The organism is Dolichospermum compactum NIES-806 (assembly GCF_002368115.1).
In the GTDB taxonomy this organism is placed as follows: Bacteria; Cyanobacteriota; Cyanobacteriia; order Cyanobacteriales; family Nostocaceae; genus Dolichospermum; species Dolichospermum compactum.
On sequence record NZ_AP018316.1, the window covers coordinates 217,416 to 243,091 of the forward strand.

The following is a 25,676-nucleotide window of genomic DNA, read 5'->3' on the forward strand; positions in this document are numbered from 1 at the left end:
AAAGATTACTATAATTTCAATGTAGCCACACAAAGTAACTTTAGTCTAAATTTAACGTCTAAACTCCAGTCAATATAGTGGCGACACTAACTACAGTTTGTCCATAAGGTTTGATAATTTTGACGTTCTTGTTCTGCACGTTGACATTCCTTTTCTGCACGTTGATTTAATTCCAGAGATGTGAAAAACTTCCGCCCTTCAGGATAATAAATTTCTAAATTATCTGCTGTTAATTCAAACCGTATTCCTAAACGGGGACTTACCCAATTATTGATTTCTTCAATCTCTTATAGCCATGCTTGTTCAAGAATAAAACCTGTTAATTCGATTTTGTCTGGATTATAAACATAGTATTCTTCCACGCCATGACGTTGATAAAAAAGGAGTTTCTTTGCGATTTCTTGACTACGATTTCCTGGAGATAGAATTTCAAATACTACTTGAGGTGCAATATTTTATTCCCATTGTTTGTAAGAACCTCTTTTACCTTTTGGTCTACCGAAAATCACCATAACATCAGGTGCTTGACGAGTTTTTACACTTCCCTTAACTGGATACCAAAGTAAATCACCTGCGATGAAAACATCATTTTCTGATGCAAATAATATTTCTAAATTTTCTTTAATTTTAACTATCCATTCATAATGTTCTGTATTATCAGCCATGGGACTTCCATCACTATCAGGGTAGATGATTTCTGGTTTGGTTTCCGGTGTGAGTTGTTGTACCATTTCTGTAGCTCCATTTTACCCAAGGTAAATAAATTTTTTAACTTGACAGTGGCACTTATGAATCTATTGGTAATTATATGTGAACTATGTGAACTACCTACACTGATCTGACGGTACAGTGTGGACTTCCTGTCCAACAGAAAGCGTAGTAGTAGATTTCTTTCTTCCTCTATTACAAAAGAAGGGAACAGGGAACAGATAAGAAACAAAAGTTGCTGAGTTTAAAGCTCAGTCAAAAAAAAGATGTTTTTTAAGATGCGTAGCACGAAAAAAACAGTGTCATTATTTCAATCTCATGTTTTTAAACATGAGTTTTTCCTGTTCCCTGTTGCCCGTTCCCTCTGACCGCCTCTCTTCGAGAAGGCGAGGGGGTTCTGCTATTTTAGCTAAAACGTGCCAGGAATTGCTATGCTAAGACTATAATAACTATTAAGGAAACAATGCGATCGCCTACTCTGACCCCGACAATGACTGCTTTTCCCTTGGCTGCTGTGGTTGGTCAAGAAGCCATTAAGATAGCCTTACTTTTGACAGCAGTTGATCCCGTTTTGGGGGGTGTGGTAATTGCAGGTCGTCGTGGTACGGCTAAATCTGTGATGGCGCGTGCTATTCACGCTTTGTTACCACCTATTGAAGTTGTGAAAGGTTCTGTTAGCAACTGTGACCCCAATCACCCCGAAGAATGGGATGATAAACTTCTGGCTGAACAAAGACAAGACATAGAAACGGAAATTATCCCTGCACCTTTTTTGCAAATTCCTCTGGGGATTACGGAAGACCGACTCTTAGGTTCTGTGGACGTGGAACAGTCGGTTAAACAAGGTGATACAATTTTTCAACCGGGGTTACTGGCTACAGCTAATCGAGGTGTGCTGTATGTAGATGAAATCAACCTATTAGATGACCAAATTAGTAACCAACTTTTATCGGTATTATCGGACGGACGGAATCAAATTGAACGGGAAGGAATTAGTTTTCAACATCCCTGCAAACCGTTGTTTATTGCCACCTATAACCCAGAAGAAGGGGCGCTCAGGGAACATTTACTTGATAGAATAGCGATCGCCCTATCAGCAGACGGAGTTCTGGGTATAGATCAAAGAGTACAGGCAGTTGAACAAGCGATCGCCTATTCCAAATCTCCCTCAGAATTTCTCCAACAATACAGCGAAGACATAGACTCCCTCAAAACCCAAATCATCCTGGCACGGGAATGGTTAAAAGAAGTTACCATTACCCAAGAGCAAATTGCATATCTCGTCAATGAAGCCATTCGCGGAGGTGTAGAAGGACATCGTGCAGAACTATTTGCAGTCCGCGTAGCCAAAGCCGCAGCAGCCTTAGAAGGACGAAACAGCGTCACCGCTGAAGATCTACGTCGCGCAGTCGAGTTGGTGATAGTTCCCAGAACCACCATAGTGCAGACACCACCCCCAGACCAACCACCACCACCACCCCCACCACCACAAGAAAATCAAGACGAGTCGGAATCAGAAGAAAAACAAGAGGAAGAACAGGAAGAAGACAAAGAAGAAGAACAGGAACAGCAAGAACCCCCAGACATTCCCGAAGAATTTATCTTTGATCCAGAAGGGGTAATTCTTGACCCAGAAGTGCTGTATTTTACCCAAATGGCACAACGGCAAGGTAAATCTGGTAGTCGTAGTATTATCTTCTCCGACGACCGGGGACGTTACATCAAGCCGATGATTCCCAAAGGTAAAGCTAGAAGAATCGCCGTAGATGCCACACTGCGAGCCGCAGCCCCGTATCAAAAATCACGTCGCGCTAGACAACCTGATAAAAAGGTGATTGTTGAACAGGGAGATATCCGTTCTAAGCGGTTGGTGAGAAAAGCCGGCGCATTAGTGGTATTTGTGGTGGATGCTTCTGGTTCAATGGCTTTAAATAGGATGCAATCTGCAAAAGGTGCGGTAATGCAGCTTTTAACCGAAGCCTACCAAAACCGGGATCAAATCTCTTTAATCCCCTTCCGAGGAGAACAAGCAGAAGTTTTATTACCTCCTACCCGTTCCATTGCTTTAGCCAAAAATCGCTTAGAAAGATTGCCCTGCGGTGGTGGTTCACCCCTCGCACATGGTTTAACTCAAGCCGTGCGGGTGGGGATAAATGCCCAAATGGGTGGGGATATCGGACAGGTTGTTATTGTGGCAATTACTGATGGTCGTGGTAATATTCCTTTAGCTCGTTCTTTAGGAGAACCCATAGAACCGGGTGAAAAGCCAGATATCAAAGCCGAGTTATTAGATATTGCAGCCAGAATTCGGGCTTCAGGGATGCAATTGTTGGTGATTGATACGGAGAGCAAATTTGTATCAACGGGCTTTGCTAAAGAATTGGCGAAAACAGCCGGAGGTAAATATTATCACCTACCCAAAGCGACCGATAAAGCGATCGCCGCGATGACTAGGGGAGCGATCGCAGATATGAAAGCCAAGTAAGTTGACAAAAAATTAATTGTTCGTAGTTATGGTTTGGGATTTCTCACGAAAAATATCCCCATAAATGTAGGGGTAAAGCAAAAGCTCATTGGTGTCAACTTAACGTACAGTAAATTGTCATCAAACCTGGAACAAGAACCCCACCCCCAACCCCCTCCCCGCAAGCGATGAGGGGGCTAAGATGTACCTTATATGATTGGAAATCGCTGTAAACAACAAATCAAACAGAAATTCTATTCGTCAGGGGTTAAATTGACTCGGTGACTCCTTTTTTTACCATTTTTCCGCCCAATAGATAATTTCTAAAGATGTCACATCAATTGCGACTCCATGACTATTACCATGATTCCATTTTGCGCCCGGTTGGCTTTTATCTTCGGCTTTTAATACCAATATTTCATAACTGCTAGGAAAGGTTTCTATTTCTGAATCGCTAGTATAAAAAAAGGTTGGGTTGCATCTGGCTTGTAGATTAATATCCCAACCTTTAAAACAGAAGTCCTGATAGTTTTGAATCTAGCTTGAGTTAGATTGACAAAAAAATTTTGATTTGGTTAAATCGATGACAAATTTAAAAAGAACCAATGATCATTCCTGCCAAAATTAGAAAACCAATCCAGACGTTTTGACGAAATATTTCCCCATAGGCAGGATGAGGTATTTCTGGCTGTTGTAAGCGGATAATTTGCCAAATCCAAGCAATGGTAGCGAGGATTAAACTGATCCAAAATGCTGTATTTAAGTGAACTAAGAAACCTACTCCAGCTAGGAGAATAACTGTCCCAATGAGGAAAATAGCGATCGCTGTTGGGGCATATTTACCAAAGAATATAGCGCTAGAATTAATACCTATACGTTGATCATCTATGCGATCGCTCATTGCATAGATCGTATCAAATCCTAATGTCCATAGCACCGTCGCCCCCCAAAGTAACCACGTCGGCGCTGTAATATTGGCTGTAACTGCACTCCAACTAATTAAAACCGCAAAACCCCAAGCTATGGAAAGCACCAATTGGGGAACAGGAAATACCCGTTTTGCGCCAGGATAAAGGACGATAACCGGAACGGCGGCCACAGACAACCAGAAGCTTAATGGATTAAGATAGAAGGCGATAACTGCGGCACAGGCGAGGGAGACTATCCCCACCACAATCCCAATTTTAATGGAAAGGGCGCGAGATGCCAGGGGGCGATCGCGTGTTCTTTCAACTTGGGGATCAATATCTCTGTCCCATAAATCATTAACCACACAACCAGCCGCACTGGTGGCCATACTACCGCAAATAATTACTCCTACTAGGGGGATAGGCGGTTTACCAGCAGCGGCTAAGAATACAGCCCATAATGCGGGTATCATCAGAATTAACCTACCTTCCGGTTTATTCCACCTTAACAGCCGGATAATTACAAGCCATAATGGTTCTTGGTTGGTTTTTGGTGTTTTCAACATATGAGACGATTGTGCATAGTACCTTGATTACACCATAATTTCATTAGCCATAAACAATCAGGTACTTTGCAAACAAATAAAGTTAAGTAAGTAGGCGTTAAAAATTATCTTTATAGCAATGCAAGCAAAAGTAAATAGGTTTTTAGTGATTTTACGTTTTTTCACAGAGTTTGATTTTATCGTGTTAAACTACTTAAGTGAAGAATAATTATCACTAACAATGAAAATTACCACTGTTTCACCCCAGTCCATGGACTTAATGCAAATGCTTACAGGTTATTGGGTGTCTCAATCCATCTATGCCGCCGCGAAGCTAGGCATTGCTGATTATATTACTGATGAGGAAAAGAGTTATATTGAACTTGCAAATACAACTCAAACCCATGAAGAGTCCCTTTATCGTCTTTTGAGAGCATTGGCGAGTGTAGGCATCTTTATTGAGACAAGTCCTGGGTATTTTGCTACAACTCCCATGGCAAACCTGCTCCGTAGTGATGTGCCTGATTCATTACGAGATGTAGGAATTATGCTAGGTGATATCGAACATCAATTAAGTTGGGGTAATATTGTCCACGCTGTTAAAACAGGTGAGAGCGGATTTGAAAAGTCATTTGGCATGAATCTGTTTGACTATTACTGTCAAAACCCGGAGGCTGCGGATATTTTTGATCGATCTATGACCGGTTTTTCTAAAATTGAAGCTGCCGGGGTAATTACTGATTATAACTTTACAGGAATTAACAGTTTAGTTGATGTGGGTGGAGGGATGGGAAGTTTACTAACCTCGATTCTCCAGGCTTATCCGCAAATGACGGGGATATTATTTGATTTACCTCATGTGATTGAGCGGGCTAAATTAAGTATAGCAAATAAAAGAGGTAATACTGACGATGAAACAAGCGATCGCTACCAATTAGTTAGCGGTAGCTTTTTTGAGCCATTGCCACCCAAACAAGACGCTTATTTGCTCAAGCATATTATCCATGATTGGGATGACGAAAAGGCGATCGCCATTTTGCAACAATGTCGTCAAGCGATGGCAGCCCATAGTAAAGTTTTAGTAGTGGAGTCAGTTATACCTTCAGGTAATGAGCCTTTTCCCGGCAAATTTATGGACGTTAATATGTTGGTGATGTGTACCGGAGGCAAGGAACGAACCGCTGAAGAGTTTTTTAATATATTTAAAAAAGCTCAACTTGAATTAGTGAGAATTGTGCCAACGCGAGGAATGGTAAGTGTTGTAGAAGGGCAAGCGATAGGTGGCTAATGTTCCCGAAATATCTGAGTAATTAACTGAACTGGTATTGAGTTTTTTCTGTAGTTAACAATTAAAAATACGGATTGGGCAGGATTTTTGTGAACTTTGTAACAGTTAGCTAATTTATAGTCTCCATTAATGTAATTAATCTATTTTGATAATGGGGAGACCTCAAGACGATATTTTTATCTATTTTTCGAGCGATAATCCAGATGCTGAATTTAATCCCTGTTGACAACAGAAATCTACTCAATCAACCAGTTCCAGAAAATCAGATGATTGCGGCTATTGATATTGGTACAAATTCTCTACATATCGTAATAGTAAAAATTGAAGCTGCTTTACCATCTTTTACCATTATTGCCAGAGAAAAGGAAACGGTGAGATTAGGCGATCGCAATTTAATGACTGGGGACTTAAAACCAGAAATCATGAGTAAGGCGATCGCCTGTTTAGGCAGATTCAAAACCCTTGCTGAAAGCTTAGGAACAAATAGCATTGTGGCTGTAGCGACAAGTGCCGTCCGTGAGTCTCCCAATGGCAAAGAATTTCTTCATCAAATCGAAACTGAAGTTGGCTTAATCGTTGACTTGATTTCTGGACCCGAAGAAGCCCGTCGCATCTACTTAGGTGTCTTGTCGGGGATGGAATTTAACAACAAACCCCACATCATCATTGACATTGGTGGTGGTTCAACAGAATTGATTTTAGGAGACAGCGAAGAACCCCGTAGTCTCACCAGTACCAAAATTGGTGCAGTGCGCCTAACCGGAGAATTAATCGCCTCAGATCCCATCAGCGAAACCGAATTTAAATACCTCCAAGCCTACGCTAGAGGAATGCTAGAACGTTCTGTCGAAGAAGTCCAAGGAAAACTCAAAATTGGCGATTCTCCCCAGTTAATCGGCACATCTGGGACAATAGAAACCATTGCTACCATCCATGCGCGGGAAAAATTAGGTCTTATTCCCACCACCCTCAACGGCTATCAATTCAGTCTTCAAGACTTGCGAACCTGGGTAAATCGCTTACGCAAAATGACCAATGTGGAACGGGCTGCGATCGCCGGGATGCCAGAGAAGAGGTCAGAAGTGATACTTTCAGGGGCAGTAATTTTACAGGAAGCAATGACCTTGTTAGGAGTCGAATCCTTAATAGTATGTGAACGTTCTCTTCGAGAAGGCGTAATTGTAGACTGGATGCTGACTCATGGCTTCATTGACAACAGACTACGGTTTCAAAGTTCCATTCGAGAACGCAGTGTATTAAAAACTGCTAAAAAATACCAAACTAACTTAGAACATAGCGCTCGCGTTACCGCTTTTGCGTTAGATATATTTGACCAAACCAAAGGACAACTACATTATTGGAATGCAGATCAACGCCAATTACTATGGGCTGCTGCCATTTTACACAATTGTGGCCACTATGTCGGTCATTCATCACACCACAAACATTCATACTACTTAATTAGAAATAGTGAATTACTCGGTTATAACGAAACCGAAATCGAAATCATCGCCAACATAGCCCGTTATCACCGCAAATCTCCACCCAAGAAAAAGCACGACAGCTATCGAAATCTACTCCACAAAGAACATCGGACAATGGTTAATCAACTCAGCGCAATCTTAAGATTAGCTGTGGCTTTAGACAGAAGACAAATAGGAGCTATTTCTTATATTAAATGTGACTATATTCCCAACTTCAAAGAATTTAAGATCTCCATATTTCCATCTACCATTGATGATGAATGTTCCTTAGAAATGTGGAGTTTAGATTACAAAAAAGGAGTTTTTGAAGAAGAATTTGGTTTAAGATTCGTGGCAACATTAATGAATACAGCACATTTTATCTGAACTACATCTTAGCCCCCTCATCGCTTGCGATGAGGGGGTTGGGGGTGGGTTTATTGCACCTCATAACACCTAGAAGTGCTGTATATTCATGAAATCTGCAGAGGAATAGTTACTTGATTATTTCCTCCAAAATTTCTACAGCCTTTTTGACATTATTATAGTAGCTCAATATATTGTGGTAGCTCATACCTATACTTTTATCATGAGCTATTTTGTGGCGATTTTCAACCACATTATCTATAGCGGTTTTTATTTGATCATTTATTTTATTAGTGAATTCATTTGCCCAATCTGAGCTAAATTCAAGCAATATTCTTTTAATTTTCTCTGTTTTACAGTTTGTTATATCATCTATCTTTTTTCCAACAAATTTTTGAATATTGACTGAAGCTTTATTTTCACAATATTTTTCTAATAAAACTCTCAAAGATTCCTCAATGAATCCTGATACCAATATACATAAATATTTTGACCATTCACTTTTAATCTCTAGTTCTTCAAAAAGGGCAACTTTTTTAAATAGATTATCTATTCTCTGACGATGAGCTAATATAGATGGATTCATAAATGAGTATTTCTATAAAGCTCTTCCACATACTCCAGTCTCTTCATAAGATTTTTTTTACTTGTGGTAGAGTGTTTAGTAAGTGACCAGAAATGCTGATCATTTGTGAGTAATTCGTAGGCTTTTTTGAATTTTGAGCATTCCAAACCTTTAGGAGTTAGAAGCATCAGGCTCTCAAAAAGAAGTGTGTTGAATGATTTTTTAGGATAAAAAACTTCCGATCCTATACAATTTTCAAGAAAATCTATTGTGCTGAAAAATAAATTTTTTATTTCATTTTCAGAAATTATATTCAAGTCTTTATTTTTTAACATAAATTTATTAAGAAAATCAATCATATTTCCTGAATAATGCACTAAATCGAAATGTAGAGCCAAAAATCTTAAAATAAGCTCTTGTCCATTAGAAATAATATCATCTTTATGATAAAGCTTTCTCCAGGTTTCATTGTTTGATAAATCTTGAAGTAGTTCACTAAAAGAACCATGATAAATAGCATTACGAATTTCCTGGGGATTTAAAGGAGTTCCAGTAGTATTCAGTCGTTCAAATAGATAAAATATCCCCCGTGGATCATAACTTTCAGATATGATTATACAGTGGATTATTGCATTATCAAGCTCACGACGCTCGGATGAAGGTAATGTGGAATAAGTTAATCCTTCTAGCTGTTGGACAACACCTTTAAGTTTAAATACTTTTCCATTTGGAAAAAATCCTTGAAAAAAATATTGTAAAGTTTTCAGACGTTGTTGTCCATCTATAACCAGATATTTTTTAGAAAACTTATCTTTAGCGAGAAAGAGTGAAGGACTAGGAAGACCTAATAACAAGGTTTCAATAAAGCGTGATGCTTCTTCTTCTTTCCAAACATACTGTCTCTGAAACTCTGCAATAATAAATTCTTTTTCTTCCATTCGTTTTACTAATGTATCAACAGGAAAATCAGCACCGTAATACTCAACTTCTAGTCTTGGACTTTCGGTTTCTTGTATGTCGTAGTTCATAGGTTATTTATACATTTATACTTACTATATTAGTGCAATGGTTGCACATCCTCTTAGATCGTAGCCCATCTGCCAGTTTATTTAAATTATATCTATCAGATTGCCATAAACCGCGTCCCTGGGTGAACTAACCTCACGGCTAATACTTATAACCAAAAATTATATATATATAAATATCACAATACAAATTTATTATATTTACGGTTGCACAGCCCTAACCACACATTGATATATTCACAGAAGTATTTATCAAAACAAAGTAAAAAAGATAACACTTAAAAACAGGAATTTCTTTTATAAAAAATCAGCCGAGCCGTGCTAAAGTTTTGATCTTGTTATCTTCCTTAGCTGCTTCAGCTTATGTATCTGCCTTCTTTACATCCACAACACCTTGAAGAATTAGTCAAGAACAGTGGTATAAACTTAGACTTAATTCTTTTAAACTTTAAATCGCTTCAAGGCATCAGCGCTTATGAATATTTGCTGATTTCAGACCAACTCCCGCGTACCAATACAGGCATGATTAAAAACGCTTGGTTACATCGTTATAATCATGTGATAGAGGGTGGTTGGTGGTGTTCTGGAATAGATCCCCTAAACAACTGGCATAGTATGGAATGGGGATGTTTTAAGCCCAACCAACCGCGACAAAATCAAAAAGGTAAATCAATCAAATACGAACATCCTCCCAGCACACCCACACGCATATTTTGTTTACGCATATCCTTAGAGATTTGGCAACAAATTGGACAACGTTACAACTTAAGTTTACCGGAAAATATCACCATTAATCATGATGGTGAAGCTGAAGGTTTTTGGTCATGGGTAATTAAAAATAAAATAGCTATTGTTATTTGTGAAGGTGTGAAAAAAGCCGCAGCCCTTTTAAGTCAGGGATATGTTGCGATTGCGATTCCTGGTATTAATAGCGGTTATCGGGTCATTAAAGATGAATTTGGCAAAGTTACCCGGCGGCAATTAATCCCTGATTTAGCCCCATTTACAAATACAAAACGCGATTTTTATATTTGTTTTGATTTTGAAACCCAAGCCAAAAAAATTGCCGCTGTCAATAATGCTATTTCCCAACTCGGTTATTTATTTCAACAACAAAACTGCCCTGTTAAAGTTGTCGAACTTCCAGGAAAAGAAAAAGGAGTTGATGAATTTATCATTGCCAAAGGTGCAACAGCCTTTGATAAAACTTATCGTCAAAGTCTAGATTTAGATATTTATATTGCCCAAACTAAACCTCACACAGAGTTAACAATTCCGGCAACACTGACTATTAACCGTCCTTATTTGGGAAATATTGCCTTTCCTACCTCTGGTTTAGTGGGAGTTAAATCAGCAAAAGGTACAGGTAAAACCACAGCCCTACAAAGCATTTTTCAACAATCAAAAAACAATAATCAACCAGTTTTGTTAATTACCCATAGAATCATCTTAGGACGGTTTTTATGTGATAAAATCGGCATTAAATGGGGTTTTGAACAGGAAGCATGGAGTATAGAAGCTGATGAAGTACCTGTTACTTATCCTTTAGCAATTACCCCCTCTTTAGGATTATGTATAGATTCAATTTGGAAATTAAAACCTGAAGATTGGCATGGTGCAATATTAATTTTAGACGAAGTTGAACAATCTTTATGGCATTTACTCAATAGCAATACCTGTAAACAAAAACGAGTTAAAATTCTCCGCATTTTTCAACAACTAGTTTCTACAATTCTCACAACTGGAGGATTAATCATTGCCCAAGATGCTGATTTATCAGATGTATCTTTAGAATATTTACAGACTTTATCAGGAATTAAATTAACACCTTGGGTAGTTGTTAATGAATGGAAACCAGCAAAAGGTTGGGATACCACTTTTTATGATTCACCCAATCCTACACCCTTAATTCATCAATTGGAATTAGATTTAATTGCTGGGCGAAGATGTTATGTAACTACCGATAGTCGTTCTGGACGTTACAGTTGTGAAACCATTGAACGTTATTTAAGAGAACGTTTACAAAAGCTCAGAAGAGAATTTCCTGAAACCTTGGTAGTTAGCAGTCATACTACAAATACACCTGGCCATGCAGCCGTTAATTTAATAGCAGCAATAAATCAAAAAATTACTGATTATGACACTGTTTTTGTTACCCCTAGTTTGGGAACAGGAATTAGTATTGATGTCCAACATTTTGACCGAGTTTATGGTATTTTTCAAGGGGTAATTCCTGACTCAGAAGCCCGTCAAGCTTTAGCAAGAGTGAGGGATAATGTCCCCCGTGTAATTTGGTGTGCTAAACGCGGTATTGGCTTAATTGGTAGCGGTAGTACAAATTATCGGTTACTATCTCATTGGTATCAAGAAAATCAAAAAGAAAATTTGGCTTTATTAAGTCCTTTACACAAAATAGATGTAGATTTACCTTTAGTTTATGATCCCATTCATTTACGCACTTGGGCAAAATTATCTGCTAGGGTAAATGCCTCTATTCGTCTTTATCGGCAATCTATGCAAGATGGATTGATAGCTGATGGTCATTATATTCAAATGCGAAGTAATGAAGTACAAAACAATATTCTCCGTGATTTACGTTTAGCCTTTTTCGCCACTGAACCTAGTGATTTAGAAAATCGTCAACGGTTAATTGTCGAAATTGTGAAAGTGCAAAAAGATTGGGCGCAAAGTCGTCAAAAAGCTAAAGAAATTAAACGCAAAATCAAGGACATTAAGCAGCAGAATCAATTAGCAGCAGCCAATTCTGTAGCTACAGCCAAAGATATTGACTATGTAGAATATGAACATCTATTAACCAAGCATTCTCTCAGCAATGCAGAACGTCATCAAGTTAATAAATATATTCTCAGACAAAGGTATGGAATTGTAGTTACTCCTCAACTTAAATTACAAGATGAAAAAGGATATTATGGGCAATTGTTAATTCATTATTATCTAACTCATGAAAGTGAATATTTTCATATTAAAGATCAACAAGAATGGAGTCAGCAGTTATTGTGGGGTGAGGGTAAGGTTTTTCTCCCAGATTTAAGAACTTATACTCTCAAAGTAGAAGCTATGCGGGCTTTGGGAATAATGCAGTTTTTGGAAATAGAAAGGGTATTTAATGAAAATGATCCTGACTTGATTTGGCTAAAAAATGCGGCTGGACAAAGTAGTAGACACATTAAACGGGCTTTAGGAATTGATTTAGTTAGAGGTAAAGAATCTGTTTCGGGTATTAAGTTATTAAACAGACTTTTAAGTTTGTTAGGTTTAAAGTTGCAACAAGTTAATGATGGTTATACAATTAATTTGGAAACTCTCAATGATGGTAGAGATAAAATATTTGCAGTTTGGCAACACCGTGATGATTTGATGTTAACTTCTTTACAGAATATGGAACGAGAAATGGTGGATTTATCTGGAAAGTCTCAGTATGAAACTGTACTGATAAGTTAAACAAAAAACAAAAACAGATCCCCGACTTCTTTAAGAAGTCGGGGATCTACCTGTATTTGTGGTAAAATCTATTTTGTGCGCTTACAAGTTACACAATGAATAAAAATATCAATTTTGATGTTGTTAATGCTTTGCACCAACAGGGTTTAGATCATTATCATAGTGGTAATTATGAAAAAGCAGTTGCTAATTTTGATGCAGTTTTAGAATTATACCCTGATTTCTCAATGGCTTATATTAATCGAGGTAATATTTTCCATATTTTAGGGAATTATGAAAAAGCGATTGCTGATTATAATCAATGTATAAAAATAAATCCTAATTTTGCGGAAGCCTATCATAATCTTGGTAATAGTTATTATGCTTTGCAAGAATATGAAAATGCGCTTTCTAATTATAATTTTTCTCTGGAGATTAATCCTAAATTTGGTGCAGCTTACTACAATCGCGGTTTAGTTTATGCTCGTATTCAAGGTTATCACCAAGCGATCACTAACTTTAATCAAGCATTAAAAATAGTTCCTGATGATATTCAAGCATACTCTGAACGAGGTTTAGTCTATAGCAACTTGGGAGATTATGAAAATGCTATTCAAGATTATAACCAAGCATTACAAATCAATCCCACATTAGCTTTAGTATATGGTTTTCGAGCTAATGCACATCATCAATTAGGAAATTATGAAAATGCAGTTAAAGATTATAACCAAGCATTACAAATCAATCCCCATTTAGCTACAGCGTATTATGGACGGGGAATGGTACGAGAGGCTATGCAAGACTTTGTTAATGCAGTTACAGATTATACTCAAGCTATAGAAGTGTCTCCAGAGTTTGCCCCGGCTTATTGTAAGCGAGGTGATGCTCATAAGTTGTTAGGTAATATACAAATGGCTATTCAAGACTATAATCAAGCCTTGCTAATAGATACAGATTTTTTAGCTGCTTATTATCATCGAGGTAATAGTCGTTATGCAGTTAAGGATTTTGCTGGTGCAGTTAGTGATTTCACAGAGGCTTTACGCTTAAATCCCCAGTCTGCTGTATTTTATAGCGATCGCGCCAATGCTCGTTATGCCCTGAAAGAATATCAAAAAGCCATATCAGATTATACTCAAGCTATCAGTATTAACCCCAGTTTAGCCGAAGATTGGTTTAATCGAGGTCGGAGTCGCTTTCTGGTCGGAGAATTAAATAGCGCATTAGCAGATTTAAACCAAGCGATACAATTACAGCCGCGTTATCCTTTAGCTTATTTAGTCAGAGCAGATATCCATAAACATTTGGGTAATCAAGTACATGCGATCGCCGATTTTCGTAAATCTGCTGATCTCTATTCTCAGTCAGGAAATACGCGGTATTATCAGGAGATTACCAATCTGATTTCTAGAATGTCTCAGTCTTGAATAGGGAACAGGGAACAGGGAACAGGTGAAAACTATTCTTCTTTCTTCTTCCTCCTGAACTCCTGAACTCCTGAACTCCTGACTCCTCAGTTAATTTCTCGATAGTGTTTTTGAAGATCCTCAATTGTGAATAAAGCCTCAAATTGCAACCCAGCCGACTCATATAGCTCCCCACCGCCCTGCAATCTATCTATGAGAGAAATTACCCTATCTACCTTATAACCAGCAGTCTGTAGCCGTTCTACAGCCTTGAGTGCAGATTGTCCAGTTGTTACCACATCTTCCAAAACCACGACTTTTGCCCCCTGGGGTAAACTGGGACCCTCAATGTAAGCCATTGTTCCGTGTCCCTTGGCTTCTTTGCGAATAATTAAAGCTGGTATCGGTCTATTTTCGTATACGGAAACTACACTAACTGCTGATACAATAGGATCAGCCCCCAAGGTTAAACCTGCCACAGCTTGAGTATCTTTAGGTAACATTGGTAATAATAATCTCGCCATAGCCAAAGCACCTTGGGGGTCAAGTGTGACTTGTTTACCATTAATATAGTAAGAACTCTGTTGTCCAGAGGAAAGAACAAAATCACCTTCTTGATACGCAAGTCGGCAAAATAAATCTAGTAACTTTTGACGGAGAGTGGTTAAATCAGTGGTAGTTGCCCAAATGTTTGGGTTGCTAGAAACTTCGGCGGAATAAGACATTACAAACAATTAAAAGTTGTGTTAAATCAAAATTGCAACTCAACAGAGTTATCTTTATTAAGCATAAATTAAGATTTACCCAAAAAGTAGCGAGAATTAAATTAATTTAATTCTGTCCGCAGCAACGAGTGTGGTTTTCTCTCTGAAAATGTCAATCCCCCTCTTCACTCATGACTACCTTACCCCGAAAGACAAAGTAGTTGTAGATGTTGTAAAACAACATAATGGGAATCAAAAACCCAATGAACGTAATCATAAAGACCATTGAAGTGGCAGAAGAAGCAGCTTGATAAATGGTAATAGATGGGGGAATAATGAAAGGAAAGGCAATAAATCCCAAACCTATAAATGTCAGCAGAAATATTAATGCTGTGTAAACAAATGAAGCAATTTCTTCTTTTTTATCTAAGCTTTTGAGTAGCAACCAAATCAACAGCATACCCAATAAAGGAATCAGGGCAAAAATATAAACCTCTGGTTGATGAAATAGCCTAGCTCTAGCATTTTCATAAACAATTGGCGTAGTAATAGTAATTAAAATTGCGCCAATTAAAGTTGTCCAAGCTGCTAATTTAGCAGTTTTAAAATGAGTTTCCTGTAATTTCCCTTCTGTTTTGAGAATTAGGTAAGTTGAACCAATCAATACATAACCTTGTACAAGTGTCAAGGCTGTTAATAATGATTGCCAACTTAACCAATCCCATATTCCACCAATAAAATGCCCAGCAGCATCAACTTTGATTCCTGCTAATACACCACCCAAGGCAAATCCTTGAAATAAGGAAGCAATGAAACTGCCAATTCCAAAGGCAAAATTCCAGAAACTTTTATTATCAGAATGTTCCCGAAATTCAAAGGCAACAGCCCGCAGAATTAACCCTACAACCATTACCATCAAAGGTAAATAAAGGGCAGTGAGAATTGTCCCATAAGCCAAAGGAAAAGCCCCAAATAATGCCCCAGCCATTAAAACTAACCAAGTTTCATTAGCATCCCAAACATTACCTAAACTGGTCATTAATAGGCTACGGCGTTTTTCATCAGAAGAAGTCAAAGAGAGGATACCAACGCCTAAATCAAAGCCATCTAAAAGCACATATAGGAACAGAAAAAGCCCTAGAATTACAAACCAAACTTGTGGTAAAAAGCGCAATAAAGCTTCCATAGAATTGTTCCTATTGTGGCGTTTCCAGAGGACGACTATCGGGAATATGACTCACAGATTCAGTAGCAATTACTGTTTTGATCTCACCTCCAGGTATTGGTAAAGTTAAATCTGGTCCTTTGCGAATAATGCGGCTACCAAAAAACATGGCTGAGACAAACAAAACGCTGTAAAGAAGGGCAATAACTGAGAGTGAAAATAACACTTCACTTGGTTCTAAATGAGAAGCTGCATCAGTAGTACGAATTTGCCCATATACTGTCCAAGGTTGTCTTCCTACACAGCGCACAATCCAGCCTGATTCAATTGCTAGATAGCCTAAAGGTGCAGCTAAAATCCAAGCCCGTAACAACCATTTTTGCTGATTGATATTATTGGCATTCAGTTTACCTCTAAGCCATTGAAGGATACTCCACAGCATTAATCCGACTAAGAAAAATCCGATTCCCGCCATGATTCGGAAAGAATAGAAAATTAAAGGAATCATTGGTGGACGGTTTTCTGGTTTCCATTCTTTGAGTCCCAAAACAGGATCAGAAAGTTTAGGTTTGAGTTCTAAAATGTAACTTAAACCATTAGGAATAGAAATTTCCCAATCATTTTTTTCCGCTTTGCCATTAGGAGATGCTAATATACTCCAATTTGCAGATTCTCCAGCGGGAATTGTTTCCCATTGGGCTTCTATTGCTGCTAATTTAGTTGGTTGATAGTGATAAACTTGATCACCACTAGCATGACCAATTAATACTTGTACAGGAGCGACAAAAATAGATATTGCTAAAACTATTTTAAATGATTTGCTAAAAAATTCTTGATAGCGATTATTGAGAATATACCAAGCACTAATTCCCCCAATGACAAATAAAGAAGTCTCCAACGTTGCCAAGAACATATGGAGAACACTATTCACCATGAAAGGATTTAAAATTGCTTGAAAATAGTCATCAACAATAAACTTACCATTCACCATTTGTCCACCACTAGGAGTTTGAAACCATGAATTAGCAACTAAAATCCAGAATGTGGAAAGATTCGCACCAAAAGCCACAAGAATAGTCGCTAAATAGTGAATTACGGGAGGAACTCGCTCCCAACCAAACATCATAATTCCTAAAAAAGAAGCCTCTAACATAAATGCCATTGAGCCTTCAAATCCCAGAATACTACCTAAGAAATCTCCTACCGCTTCTGATAGTGGGGCCCAGTTAGTCCCAAACTGAAAACCCATTGGTAAACCTGATGCAACACCAATTCCAAAGTTTAGTAAATACAGTTTTGACCAAAAACGAGCATGATGATAATAAGTAGGGTTTTTGGTTTTTAACCAGAGTCCTTCGACGACAATTAAGTAGATAGACATACCTGTAGTCAGAACAGGCCAAATCATGTGGAAAATCGCCGTAAATGCAAATTGCAACCGTGATAACGCGACGGTATTAGATAAAATTTCCATACTCTTTAAGGGAGTTACGCAAAAGGGCTAAATACCTATTCAGGATACACATTAATATTTGTTTACATTATATTACTTCCAAAAGTTTTAAGCTTTGAAATGTTTGACAATCGGTCGTTTAAGGTTTGACAATCGGTCGTTTTATACTTGTTCTATGCAAAGGTATTAACTGCAAAGATACCCATATCAAAACTAACCTAAAATATAACAGTACAGAATAAATCTTTTGAGATAATTTTAATATTTTTGTAAAAACATGAGATTATATTGATAATTACTCTCAATACAACTGAGAATTATTTCTAAATAATGGTAAAAAATCATCTCGGCTTGTTACAGCCTGGTCAAATTGCCACAATTTCCCAATTGCATAGTGAACCTGGATTACACCAACGCCTTCTAGCAATGGGTTTCCGCACCGGTAGACAAGTTGTGATGCTACGTCGGGGATGGCTTTCTGGACCACTTCATGTTCGCATTGGCACAACAGAAGTGATGCTACGTTGTCGGGAAGCTAGAGAAATAGAAGTTACAAATGTGAGTGTAAAAGCATGACTATCAAACAGATTGCGGTTTTAGGAATGCCAAACACTGGCAAATCCACATTTTTTAACCGTTTTACAGGCGCTAATGCTAGTATCGGCAACTGGCCAGGGATGACAGTAGATTTGATGATGGCAAAAATCAAACTTGGTGAGGAAGAAGCCGAGGTAGTAGATTTGCCGGGAATTTACGATTTACGGGGTTTTTCGGAAGATGAGGCTGTGGTGCGGCGGTTTCTGGAAAGTACACCAGTACATTTAATAATAATAATTCTCAATGCTACTCAAATTGACCGCCAAATTAGTCTAGCTTTACAGATAAAACATTTACATCTTCCCGCAGTATTATTACTGAATATGGCAGATGAAGCCCCAAAATTTGGGGTAAAAGTTGAGCCTGATAAAATAGCCAAGCATCTGGGAATACCAGTATTGCCCATTAGTGCTAAGTATGGTAATGGTTATGATGAAGCAGTAAAAGCGATCGCTCATAGTCTCCAGCAACAGGAAGAAGCAATCACAGCAGGTTCTTTAGAACAGTGTTCTGCGTGCGATAGTAAAATCACCTCAGAAATGAGCAGTTTATTACAAGATGCAGTTTATACTCCAGCACAAGTTCAGGAAAACCTAACAACACGCTTAGATAGAATTCTCTTACATCCAGTTTTCGGCTTACCGCTGTTTTTTGCAACCATGTTTTTGATGTTCCAGGTAGTATATGCCTTGGGAACACCTATGCAAGAGTTTTTGGGAAATATCCTGGACTGGTTTAAAGTAGCAGCATTAGAACCACTATTAGGGGGTTTACCACCGTTTTTGAAAGGTTTCCTAATTGACGGTATTTATGGTGGTATGGGAACAGTTGCGGCTTTTATCCCCGTAATTTTGTTATTTTTCTTCTGCATGGCTATTGTTGAGGATAGCGGATATTTATCACGCTCGGCATTTTTGATGGATGCTTTTATGGAACGACTGGGATTAGATGGTCGTTCTTTTGTGATGTCATTAATGGGATTTGGCTGTAATGTTCCCGCAATTATGGGGACAAGAGTCATGCGTTCCCCTGGTTTGCGAATGCTTTCCATGCTCGTCATTCCCTTTTCTTTGTGTTCAGCGCGACTGAATGTATTTATTTTCATGACTACAGCTTTATTTTCTCCTCACATTGCACCTGTAGTTTTATTTAGTTTGTATTTATTTAGTTTTGTCGCAGCTATCTTGACGGCATTTTTGTTTAGAGGCAGATATCCGAATAAAGAACCATTGGTATTAGAATTACCACCTTATCGCTTTCCCACCATCAAGCAAATGTGGTTACGTGCTTGGGGAGAAATTAGGCATTTTTTAAAGTGGTCAAATCGGTTTATTATCTTTGGTGTGGTGGCTATTTGGTTATTAAATAATTTGCCTTTTGGTGTCCCAATTGCCAGTTCCCAAACATTATCAGGAATGATTGGTCAAGCCACACAACCATTATTAGCACCCATTGGAATTAATCCTCAATTGGCTGTGGCACTGATTTTTGGCTTTATTGCTAAAGAAATTGTTTTAGGTGGTTTAGCGGTCATTTATGGTAAGTCTGAGGGGGCAGATTTAATGGGTGCGATCGCCCATCAAATAGATTGGGTACAGGCTTATAGTTTCATGTTATTTACTCTCCTTTATGTTCCTTGTTTGTCAACTGTTGCCGTCCTCAAAAGTGAATCTAAAAGTTGGAAATTTGCAGTTATATCGGTGGCTTGGTCTGTTGGTTTAGCTTGGGTAACAAGTTTTATTTTCTATCAAAGTGCGAGGGCTTTAGGATTTTAATTTTTCAACATTTTCGGAATTTTGTTGGGTTGCTATGTCGCTTAACCCAACCTACAATTTATCTACAAAAATATATTACGGTTAGCTAAATTTTCAACCATCTTCTAATATTTGTTGTCGGACTCGTTCTATAATTATTCCTTCTTCAGGAGATAAACCATTAACTAACATTTCATATATTAATGGTATACCCAATTCTAATTCCTCCAAAAGTGTCTTTTGGCTAAATACATCTTCTGGTGTTCCTTCTAGCATCAATTGTCCTTTATCCATGACAAAAACCCAATCTGCCCAGCGATAGACTAAATCTAAATCGTGGGTTGCTATTAATAAAGTCTTACCATGTTGATGAATGTCCTTGAGAGTTTTCATCAGATTACGAGTATGTTTAATATCTAAATATGCCGTTGGTTCATCTAATATTAAAAGTTGCGGTTGTAATACCATAACATCAGCAATAGAAACTCGTTTTTTCTGTCCTAAACTGAGATGATGTACTGGTGTTTCTGCTAAATTAGTTAGTTGAAATTCACTTAATACCTGTTCTACTCGCTGTTTAATTTCTACTGTGGGTAAACCTAAATTACACAAACCATAAGAAATATCTTCTTCAACTGTAGAAGCTACTAATTGTTGTTCTGGATCTTGAAATACTAAACCGACTTTTTGCCTAATTTGACTTAAATAATGACGATTATAAATTAACGGTTTTCCACACCAACTAATAGTACCAGAATTAGGTTTATATAAACCATTGGCTAATAAGAAAAGGGTGGTTTTACCACAACCATTTTGACCAATTAAGGCACATTTTTTCCCATAGGGAATCCTCATTGTTAAACCATTCAAAGCTGGTTGCTGTAGCCTTTCTGAACCTGGATAGGTGTAATATACTTGCTCAAATTCGAGTAAATATTCCTGCATTTCGGCAAATTTCTAATCCTATTAATACTACACAGCCACAAATTGCTTCAATGGTATATCGTGGAGATGAATGATAGCGGCGGGGATGCCAAAATCGTAATTCACCAGCAAAACCTCGTGCTTGTAATCCCAGGGAAAACTGACTATATTGTTGTAAGGTTCGCTGTAATAATTGTCCGATTAATAATACTAAACTTTTCATGCTAGTATACCAAGTGCGGTAGCCACCACGAGAATTTTGTGCTGTTAATAATTCATTAGCTGTTTTAAGCAAAATGAAAATAAACCGATACATTAGTAATAATAAATCGGTTAAAAGTGCTGGAAATTTCAACCAACGTAAAGTTTGTAATATTTCTGTGAAAGGTACAGTTAACATGAGAAAATATAAACAAGATGTAGAAGCTATTGCTCTAGTTAAAATTCCCCATGCTTGAATGCTACCACTACGGCTAACATAAATATATAACTGCCCAAAAGTCAGTCCATACCATGAATCTAATTGGACGATTTGCAAATTAGTAATTGCAACTCCATTTACTATTAATGCTGGTAAACTTGTCAAACAGAAAACTATGGTAAACATTAACAATCGCAAATAAACACCAGCCGGAATCCTTGCATAGATTACTATCCAAACAGTCATCCAAAGTACCATTAAAATTTGTACTAAGGGATGACTACAAAGAGAAATAATCAGAGTCGTAAATGCAAAAATTAGTTTATGTTCTGGTGGTAATTTTCGCAGTTGATTGGTATAAGCTAAAGTATCTAATTGTAGACTCATTCTTCACGTTTTTGTTGCTGGGAACGTCCTTTATATACACCAATTGCATAACCAACTACTCCCGCACCTAAAGCCGCTTGCGATGCGAATAATAAGCTTTCAATTTCACTACTAGCTGGTTCAAAAAATGATTTAAACCAAGGTTTGTATTCAGGTTGGATTTCTGTAATAGCTTTTTCTGCTTCACCATCTGCACCACTAAATTCTGCTCCGCGGACAAATATTAAAGGTGCAACGGCTAAAGCTAAAACGGCTAATATTAAAAACCAGTTATTTAAGGTTGTTTTAGATTGATTCATGACTTTGATTTTTACCCTTGATTAATCGTAAAAGTTCCAATTCTTGAGGATTATAAGATTGCAGCCAGTTCCACACCAAAACAGTCAATAATCCTTCACTAATTGCTAAGGGTACTTGAGTAATAGCAAAAATTCCCGCGAACTTAATCAATGAAGCGATAAATCCACCCACAGGTGCAGGAAAAGCCAAAGCAAGTTGGATTGAAGTGATAATGTAAGTAAGTAAATCTGCCAATGCGGCGGCTAAAAATATGGCGATTCTTTGTTTACCACTCAGCCCCATTGTGAGATTATAGATCCAGTAGGCGGCAAATGGTCCAGCGATCGCCATTGAAAAAGTATTTGCACCCAAAGTAGTTAAACCGCCATGTGCCAATAACAAAGCTTGAAATAACAATACCAAACTACCCAAAACTGTCATAGTCAAAGGTCCAAATAACACCGCACCCAAACCTGTTCCTGTGGGGTGAGAACAGCTACCTGTGACAGAGGGAATTTTTAACGCTGACAGGACAAAAGTAAAAGCACCAGCCAAACCTAACAAAAGTTTCAATTCCGGTTTAGCTTGGGTAATGCGAGTCAGACTCCGCAACCCTAAAACAAAAAATGGTAGTGACACAACCCACCAAAAAATAGCCCATTGCACAGGTAAAAAACCTTCCATAATGTGCATTGCGTAAGCAGGTTTGGGAAAATTAACTACTAAGTAAAAACTAATAACAGCTATGAGGATTAGACTAACTAACCCCGGTTTTTTTCTAGATATCATCTGTACCTCGCAGATTTATATAAACGTCTTTTTTTTCTTATCGGCGGGCATCCCCCCACATTCTACGAAAAAATAACTAGAGATATTACGTCCCAAGTCTCCAGGTAGGATTATTTACTTCATAGAGTCAGTTTGTCAAAAGACAAGCTGTCAAATAAGATATTTACCTGGTATTGACTATAGTACTATAGTTAAACCCGGACTTACCCCAGAGTTAGACAGAAAAAACTACTAACAATAATATAATTCAACATTTATGGCATGAAATAAAAGTATTATTGCTAACAAATATAACCACTAATTAAGATAGTTTATATACAAAATAAATAGAATTAATCTATTTATTTTAACTCTGACAAAGTGTCTTTTGACGAAATAATAAAAAAAGTCATAAATAGAGATACGGGCTATATCTACAACTCATCGCCCTAAAATTTTGTTTATTCACAAAAAGGTAGTTATGGGATTTTTGTCAGACCCCATTATATTGTCACGCATACAATTTGCCGTGACTAGCATATTTCATATGTTATGGCCTGTCTTAACCATCGGCATGGCGGGTTATTTGGTAGTAGTAGAAATTCTCTGGTTGCTCACAAAAAACCCTGATTACTACCGTCATGCGCGTTTCTGGTCAAAAATCTACATTCTTAATTTTGGGTGTGGAGTCGCATCAGGAGTTGCTTTAGAATTTGAATTTGGTGCTAATTGGTCTCCATTTTCTGTAGCTGTTGGTGACTTTTTCGGCACAATTTTAGGCTTTGAAGGCACAATGGCATTCATGCTAGAAGCTGCCTTTTTAGGCATTATGATTTCTGGTTGGCATCGTGTACCTAGTTGGTTACATTTGCTATCAACAATCATGGTTTTTGTCGGTGCAAGTCTATCTTCTTTTTGGATTATTGTCGCTAATTCTTGGATGCAAACACCTGCTGGTGGTGAAATGGTGAATGGTAAATTCATCGTCCATGATTTTATCGAAGCCATTTTTAATCCAGCCGCATTAAATAGTTGGTTTCACATGGTTTTGGCGATTTTAGAAACTGCACTATTTGTAATTGGCGGAATTAGTGCCTGGTATATTCTCAAGAATCGCCATCATGCTTTCTTTAGTACATCTTTCAAATTGGCTTTAGCTTTAGCTATTTTTGTCACTCCTTTACAACTATTTGTTGGTCATATCAGTGGTGAAGAAGTTTATCACAACCAACCCACAAAATTAGCCGCGATAGAAGCAATTTGGGATACTATTCCCGCCGGAAAATCTGCACCTTGGACAGCGTTAGTTGCACCTGATATAACTGGAGAGAAAAATCATTGGGAAGTTAATATTCCTCATGCTTTGAGTTACATCTTAGAAATGAAACCTACTCTTTCTGAACCAGTGAAAGGTTTAAAAGAATGGCAACCACAAGATAGACCTCATGCTATCAGTCTTATTTTCTATTCTTTCCGTATCATGGTAGGAATTGGCTTCTTTTTATGTGGATTAATGTTGTTCAGTGTTATTCAATGGTTACGCGGTAAACTTGCCATAGAAAATATCACTAAACAACGTTGGTTGATGCGAGGTTGGGTATTTGCCGCACCTTTAGGATATATGGCTGTGGAGTTTGGTTGGATAGTGCGAGAAGTGGGAAGACAACCTTGGACTGTCTACGGAAAAATTAGAACAGCAGATGCAGTTTCTCATCTTCCAGCAAATACGGTTCTCACTTCATTAATAGCCTATACAGTTATTTATTTGCTGTTATTTAGTTCTGCTTTGTACTTTGGTAGTCGCATTGTTCGCCAAGGTCCAAATTTGGAATTACCACTACCAACAGGTAGTAATGAAAGAGAATTTGTGGGTGAAGTTGTAGGAACTAAAATTCAGAAAGGAGAGGTTTAATGGACACATTGGAACGAATATTACCGATAGTTTGGTTTGGTATTATCGCCTTATTTCTCTCCATTTATTTGATTACTGATGGTTTTGATTTAGGAGTAGGGATTTTAACTTTCAGGAGAAAAAATGAGGAAGAAAAAGGCATTTTAATTAACACTTTAAGTAGTGTTTGGGACGCTAATGAAACTTGGTTAGTGTGTACTGGAGGAGCTTTATTTGGGGCTTTTCCTCTGGCTTATGCCACAATTGTTCATGCTCTGTATATTCCAATCACCTGCATGGTAATTGGATTTATTTTGCGGGCGGTGGCATTTGAATTTAGAGAACATTCCCACAATAAAACTTTTTGGAGTTTTGCCTTTGCTGGTGGTAGTTTATTAGCTACTTTATCCCAAGGATTAATTCTGGGTGGGGTTTTAGCTGGAATCAAAGTTGATAGTACAGGTGCGTTTATTGGTGGGATTTGGGATTGGTTAAATTTGCCATCAATTCTAGTAGCTTTAACTGTCATGCAAGGCTATGTGATGATTGGTGCAACCTATCTAATTATCAAGACAGAAGGTGAACTACAAAAAACCTATTATCGCACAGCTTTATTATCAACTTGGGCGACAGTTATTGGAGCAATTTTGATTACTGCTGCTGTTCCCGTGTACTATGAAAATATACGCGATCGCTTGTTTCATCAACCAGAAGTATTTATCTTTGCGTTAATTCCTATACTGGCTCTTTTAGCAGTTAGCAGATTAATTTACAGCATCAACGCTCGTCAGGAAATGACACCTTTTATTTGGGCAGTTGTGGTCTTCTTAATTACAACTGTGGGTTTAGCTTTTGTCATCTTTCCTTACATTATTCCCACCCAAATCACCATTTTTGAGGCAGCTTCTTCCTTTAGTTCTCAAGTTTTGATGATTACCTTCATTGGCTTTTTTGTACCGATTATGCTGTTCTATAATGCCTATCTATATAGGGTATTTCGAGGCAAAGTAGTTAGTAGTCATTACGGCGAATAATATCGCATTCTAACTGAACTTGATTATACGGTATACCCGACAGACTTTGTACAGTATACCGTATTTTTTTATCGTGTCAACCCCTTGCAAAATATATTTACAAAATGTTATATTTATTTA

19 protein-coding genes and 2 pseudogenes are annotated in these 25,676 nt (G+C 37.8%); 9 read left to right on the forward strand and 12 right to left on the reverse strand.

The window, feature by feature from the left end; genetic code table 11:
• Window positions 1–86: 86 nt before the first annotated feature.
• Window positions 87–731: pseudogene (locus CA730_RS00935) on the reverse strand (Uma2 family endonuclease).
• 440 nt (window positions 732–1,171) lie between these two features.
• On the opposite strand from CA730_RS00935, the gene bchD reads away from it, so the two are divergent.
• Window positions 1,172–3,193 carry a magnesium chelatase ATPase subunit D gene (gene bchD, locus CA730_RS00940; protein ID WP_096662837.1) on the forward strand — a complete coding sequence of 674 codons (2,022 nt, stop codon included), beginning with the start codon at window positions 1,172–1,174 and terminating at the stop codon, window positions 3,191–3,193.
• 273 nt (window positions 3,194–3,466) lie between these two features.
• Here bchD and CA730_RS26315 read toward each other — a convergent pair.
• Window positions 3,467–3,646: pseudogene (locus tag CA730_RS26315) on the reverse strand (hypothetical protein); the annotation flags it as partial.
• A 118-nt stretch (window positions 3,647–3,764) separates the two neighbouring features.
• Window positions 3,765–4,646: a 4-hydroxybenzoate solanesyltransferase gene (locus tag CA730_RS00945; protein WP_096662840.1), complete on the reverse strand. Its 882-nt coding sequence runs from the start codon at window positions 4,644–4,646 to the stop codon at window positions 3,765–3,767.
• Window positions 4,647–4,866: 220 nt separating this feature from the next.
• Here CA730_RS00945 and CA730_RS00950 point away from each other — a divergent pair, with 220 nt between their 5' ends.
• Together CA730_RS00950 and CA730_RS00955 are read left to right on the forward strand one after the other, a co-directional pair.
• Window positions 4,867–5,913: a methyltransferase gene (locus tag CA730_RS00950; protein WP_096662843.1), complete on the forward strand. Its 1,047-nt coding sequence runs from the start codon at window positions 4,867–4,869 to the stop codon at window positions 5,911–5,913.
• Between the two features lie 203 nt (window positions 5,914–6,116).
• Window positions 6,117–7,763 carry a Ppx/GppA phosphatase family protein gene (locus tag CA730_RS00955; protein ID WP_096662846.1) on the forward strand — a complete coding sequence of 549 codons (1,647 nt, stop codon included), beginning with the start codon at window positions 6,117–6,119 and terminating at the stop codon, window positions 7,761–7,763.
• Window positions 7,764–7,872: 109 nt separating this feature from the next.
• Here CA730_RS00955 and CA730_RS00960 read toward each other — a convergent pair whose 3' ends face one another.
• Both CA730_RS00960 and CA730_RS00965 read right to left on the reverse strand, forming a co-directional pair.
• Complete coding sequence (locus CA730_RS00960; protein ID WP_096662849.1) at window positions 7,873–8,328, reverse strand: HEPN domain-containing protein; 456 nt, start codon at window positions 8,326–8,328, stop codon at window positions 7,873–7,875.
• A complete protein-coding gene (locus CA730_RS00965; protein WP_096662853.1) occupies window positions 8,325–9,335 on the reverse strand; it encodes a DUF262 domain-containing protein in 1,011 nt (336 codons plus the stop codon). Before CA730_RS00965 ends, CA730_RS00960 begins: the two co-directional genes overlap by 4 nt.
• Before the next feature lie 360 nt (window positions 9,336–9,695).
• On the opposite strand from CA730_RS00965, the gene CA730_RS00970 reads away from it, so the two are divergent.
• Together CA730_RS00970 and CA730_RS00975 are read left to right on the forward strand one after the other, a co-directional pair.
• Window positions 9,696–12,794 (forward strand): plasmid replication protein, CyRepA1 family, encoded by a 3,099-nt coding sequence (locus CA730_RS00970; protein WP_096662856.1) that lies wholly within the window; start codon window positions 9,696–9,698, stop codon window positions 12,792–12,794.
• Between the two features lie 95 nt (window positions 12,795–12,889).
• Complete coding sequence (locus CA730_RS00975; RefSeq protein WP_096662859.1) at window positions 12,890–14,200, forward strand: tetratricopeptide repeat protein; 1,311 nt, start codon at window positions 12,890–12,892, stop codon at window positions 14,198–14,200.
• 86 nt (window positions 14,201–14,286) lie between these two features.
• Here CA730_RS00975 and pyrE read toward each other — a convergent pair whose 3' ends face one another.
• The 3 genes from pyrE to CA730_RS00990 form a co-directional block, all read right to left on the reverse strand.
• Window positions 14,287–14,904, reverse strand: coding sequence for an orotate phosphoribosyltransferase (gene pyrE / locus CA730_RS00980; protein ID WP_096662862.1), 618 nt, complete (start codon window positions 14,902–14,904; stop codon window positions 14,287–14,289).
• 151 nt (window positions 14,905–15,055) lie between these two features.
• On the reverse strand, window positions 15,056–16,069 hold the full coding sequence (gene cydB / locus CA730_RS00985) for a cytochrome d ubiquinol oxidase subunit II (RefSeq protein WP_096662865.1): 1,014 nt from the start codon (window positions 16,067–16,069) through the stop codon (window positions 15,056–15,058).
• Between the two features lie 10 nt (window positions 16,070–16,079).
• Complete coding sequence (locus CA730_RS00990; protein ID WP_096662868.1) at window positions 16,080–17,522, reverse strand: cytochrome ubiquinol oxidase subunit I; 1,443 nt, start codon at window positions 17,520–17,522, stop codon at window positions 16,080–16,082.
• Between the two features lie 309 nt (window positions 17,523–17,831).
• Here CA730_RS00990 and CA730_RS00995 point away from each other — a divergent pair, with 309 nt between their 5' ends.
• Both CA730_RS00995 and feoB read left to right on the forward strand, forming a co-directional pair.
• Complete coding sequence (locus CA730_RS00995; protein ID WP_096662871.1) at window positions 17,832–18,077, forward strand: FeoA family protein; 246 nt, start codon at window positions 17,832–17,834, stop codon at window positions 18,075–18,077.
• Window positions 18,074–19,873 carry a ferrous iron transport protein B gene (gene feoB / locus CA730_RS01000; protein ID WP_197705481.1) on the forward strand — a complete coding sequence of 600 codons (1,800 nt, stop codon included), beginning with the start codon at window positions 18,074–18,076 and terminating at the stop codon, window positions 19,871–19,873. Before CA730_RS00995 ends, feoB begins: the two co-directional genes overlap by 4 nt.
• A 93-nt stretch (window positions 19,874–19,966) precedes the next feature.
• Here feoB and CA730_RS01005 read toward each other — a convergent pair whose 3' ends face one another.
• From CA730_RS01005 to CA730_RS01020, 4 genes are read right to left on the reverse strand one after another with little or no spacing between them, the layout of a single operon-like run.
• Window positions 19,967–20,797 carry an energy-coupling factor ABC transporter ATP-binding protein gene (locus CA730_RS01005; RefSeq protein WP_039204917.1) on the reverse strand — a complete coding sequence of 277 codons (831 nt, stop codon included), beginning with the start codon at window positions 20,795–20,797 and terminating at the stop codon, window positions 19,967–19,969.
• Window positions 20,772–21,584 (reverse strand): cobalt ECF transporter T component CbiQ, encoded by an 813-nt coding sequence (gene cbiQ / locus CA730_RS01010; RefSeq protein WP_096662874.1) that lies wholly within the window; start codon window positions 21,582–21,584, stop codon window positions 20,772–20,774. The genes CA730_RS01005 and cbiQ overlap by 26 nt, the downstream gene beginning before the upstream one ends.
• On the reverse strand, window positions 21,581–21,883 hold the full coding sequence (locus tag CA730_RS01015; protein ID WP_039204921.1) for an energy-coupling factor ABC transporter substrate-binding protein: 303 nt from the start codon (window positions 21,881–21,883) through the stop codon (window positions 21,581–21,583). Before CA730_RS01015 ends, cbiQ begins: the two co-directional genes overlap by 4 nt.
• A complete protein-coding gene (locus CA730_RS01020; protein WP_096662877.1) occupies window positions 21,870–22,652 on the reverse strand; it encodes an energy-coupling factor ABC transporter permease in 783 nt (260 codons plus the stop codon). Before CA730_RS01020 ends, CA730_RS01015 begins: the two co-directional genes overlap by 14 nt.
• A gap of 460 nt (window positions 22,653–23,112) precedes the next feature.
• Here CA730_RS01020 and CA730_RS01025 point away from each other — a divergent pair, with 460 nt between their 5' ends.
• Both CA730_RS01025 and cydB (CA730_RS01030) read left to right on the forward strand, forming a co-directional pair.
• Window positions 23,113–24,543 carry a cytochrome ubiquinol oxidase subunit I gene (locus CA730_RS01025; protein WP_039204922.1) on the forward strand — a complete coding sequence of 477 codons (1,431 nt, stop codon included), beginning with the start codon at window positions 23,113–23,115 and terminating at the stop codon, window positions 24,541–24,543.
• A complete protein-coding gene (gene cydB / locus CA730_RS01030; protein ID WP_039204923.1) occupies window positions 24,543–25,556 on the forward strand; it encodes a cytochrome d ubiquinol oxidase subunit II in 1,014 nt (337 codons plus the stop codon). Before CA730_RS01025 ends, cydB (CA730_RS01030) begins: the two co-directional genes overlap by 1 nt.
• Window positions 25,557–25,676 lie beyond the last annotated feature (120 nt).

Bases quoted from the DNA above. Each gene is read 5' to 3' on its own strand.
- bchD (WP_096662837.1), top strand. From the start codon at position 1,172: ATGCGATCGCCTACTCTGACCCCGACAATGACTGCTTTTCCCTTGGCT.
- CA730_RS00945 (WP_096662840.1), bottom strand. From the start codon at position 4,646: ATGTTGAAAACACCAAAAACCAACCAAGAACCATTATGGCTTGTAATT.
- CA730_RS00950 (WP_096662843.1), top strand. From the start codon at position 4,867: ATGAAAATTACCACTGTTTCACCCCAGTCCATGGACTTAATGCAAATG.
- CA730_RS00955 (WP_096662846.1), top strand. From the start codon at position 6,117: ATGCTGAATTTAATCCCTGTTGACAACAGAAATCTACTCAATCAACCA.
- CA730_RS00960 (WP_096662849.1), bottom strand. From the start codon at position 8,328: ATGAATCCATCTATATTAGCTCATCGTCAGAGAATAGATAATCTATTT.
- CA730_RS00965 (WP_096662853.1), bottom strand. From the start codon at position 9,335: ATGAACTACGACATACAAGAAACCGAAAGTCCAAGACTAGAAGTTGAG.
- CA730_RS00970 (WP_096662856.1), top strand. From the start codon at position 9,696: ATGTATCTGCCTTCTTTACATCCACAACACCTTGAAGAATTAGTCAAG.
- CA730_RS00975 (WP_096662859.1), top strand. From the start codon at position 12,890: ATGAATAAAAATATCAATTTTGATGTTGTTAATGCTTTGCACCAACAG.
- pyrE (WP_096662862.1), bottom strand. From the start codon at position 14,904: ATGTCTTATTCCGCCGAAGTTTCTAGCAACCCAAACATTTGGGCAACT.
- cydB (WP_096662865.1), bottom strand. From the start codon at position 16,069: ATGGAAGCTTTATTGCGCTTTTTACCACAAGTTTGGTTTGTAATTCTA.
- CA730_RS00990 (WP_096662868.1), bottom strand. From the start codon at position 17,522: ATGGAAATTTTATCTAATACCGTCGCGTTATCACGGTTGCAATTTGCA.
- CA730_RS00995 (WP_096662871.1), top strand. From the start codon at position 17,832: ATGGTAAAAAATCATCTCGGCTTGTTACAGCCTGGTCAAATTGCCACA.
- feoB (WP_197705481.1), top strand. From the start codon at position 18,074: ATGACTATCAAACAGATTGCGGTTTTAGGAATGCCAAACACTGGCAAA.
- CA730_RS01005 (WP_039204917.1), bottom strand. From the start codon at position 20,797: ATGCAGGAATATTTACTCGAATTTGAGCAAGTATATTACACCTATCCA.
- cbiQ (WP_096662874.1), bottom strand. From the start codon at position 21,584: ATGAGTCTACAATTAGATACTTTAGCTTATACCAATCAACTGCGAAAA.
- CA730_RS01015 (WP_039204921.1), bottom strand. From the start codon at position 21,883: ATGAATCAATCTAAAACAACCTTAAATAACTGGTTTTTAATATTAGCC.
- CA730_RS01020 (WP_096662877.1), bottom strand. From the start codon at position 22,652: ATGATATCTAGAAAAAAACCGGGGTTAGTTAGTCTAATCCTCATAGCT.
- CA730_RS01025 (WP_039204922.1), top strand. From the start codon at position 23,113: ATGGGATTTTTGTCAGACCCCATTATATTGTCACGCATACAATTTGCC.
- cydB (WP_039204923.1), top strand. From the start codon at position 24,543: ATGGACACATTGGAACGAATATTACCGATAGTTTGGTTTGGTATTATC.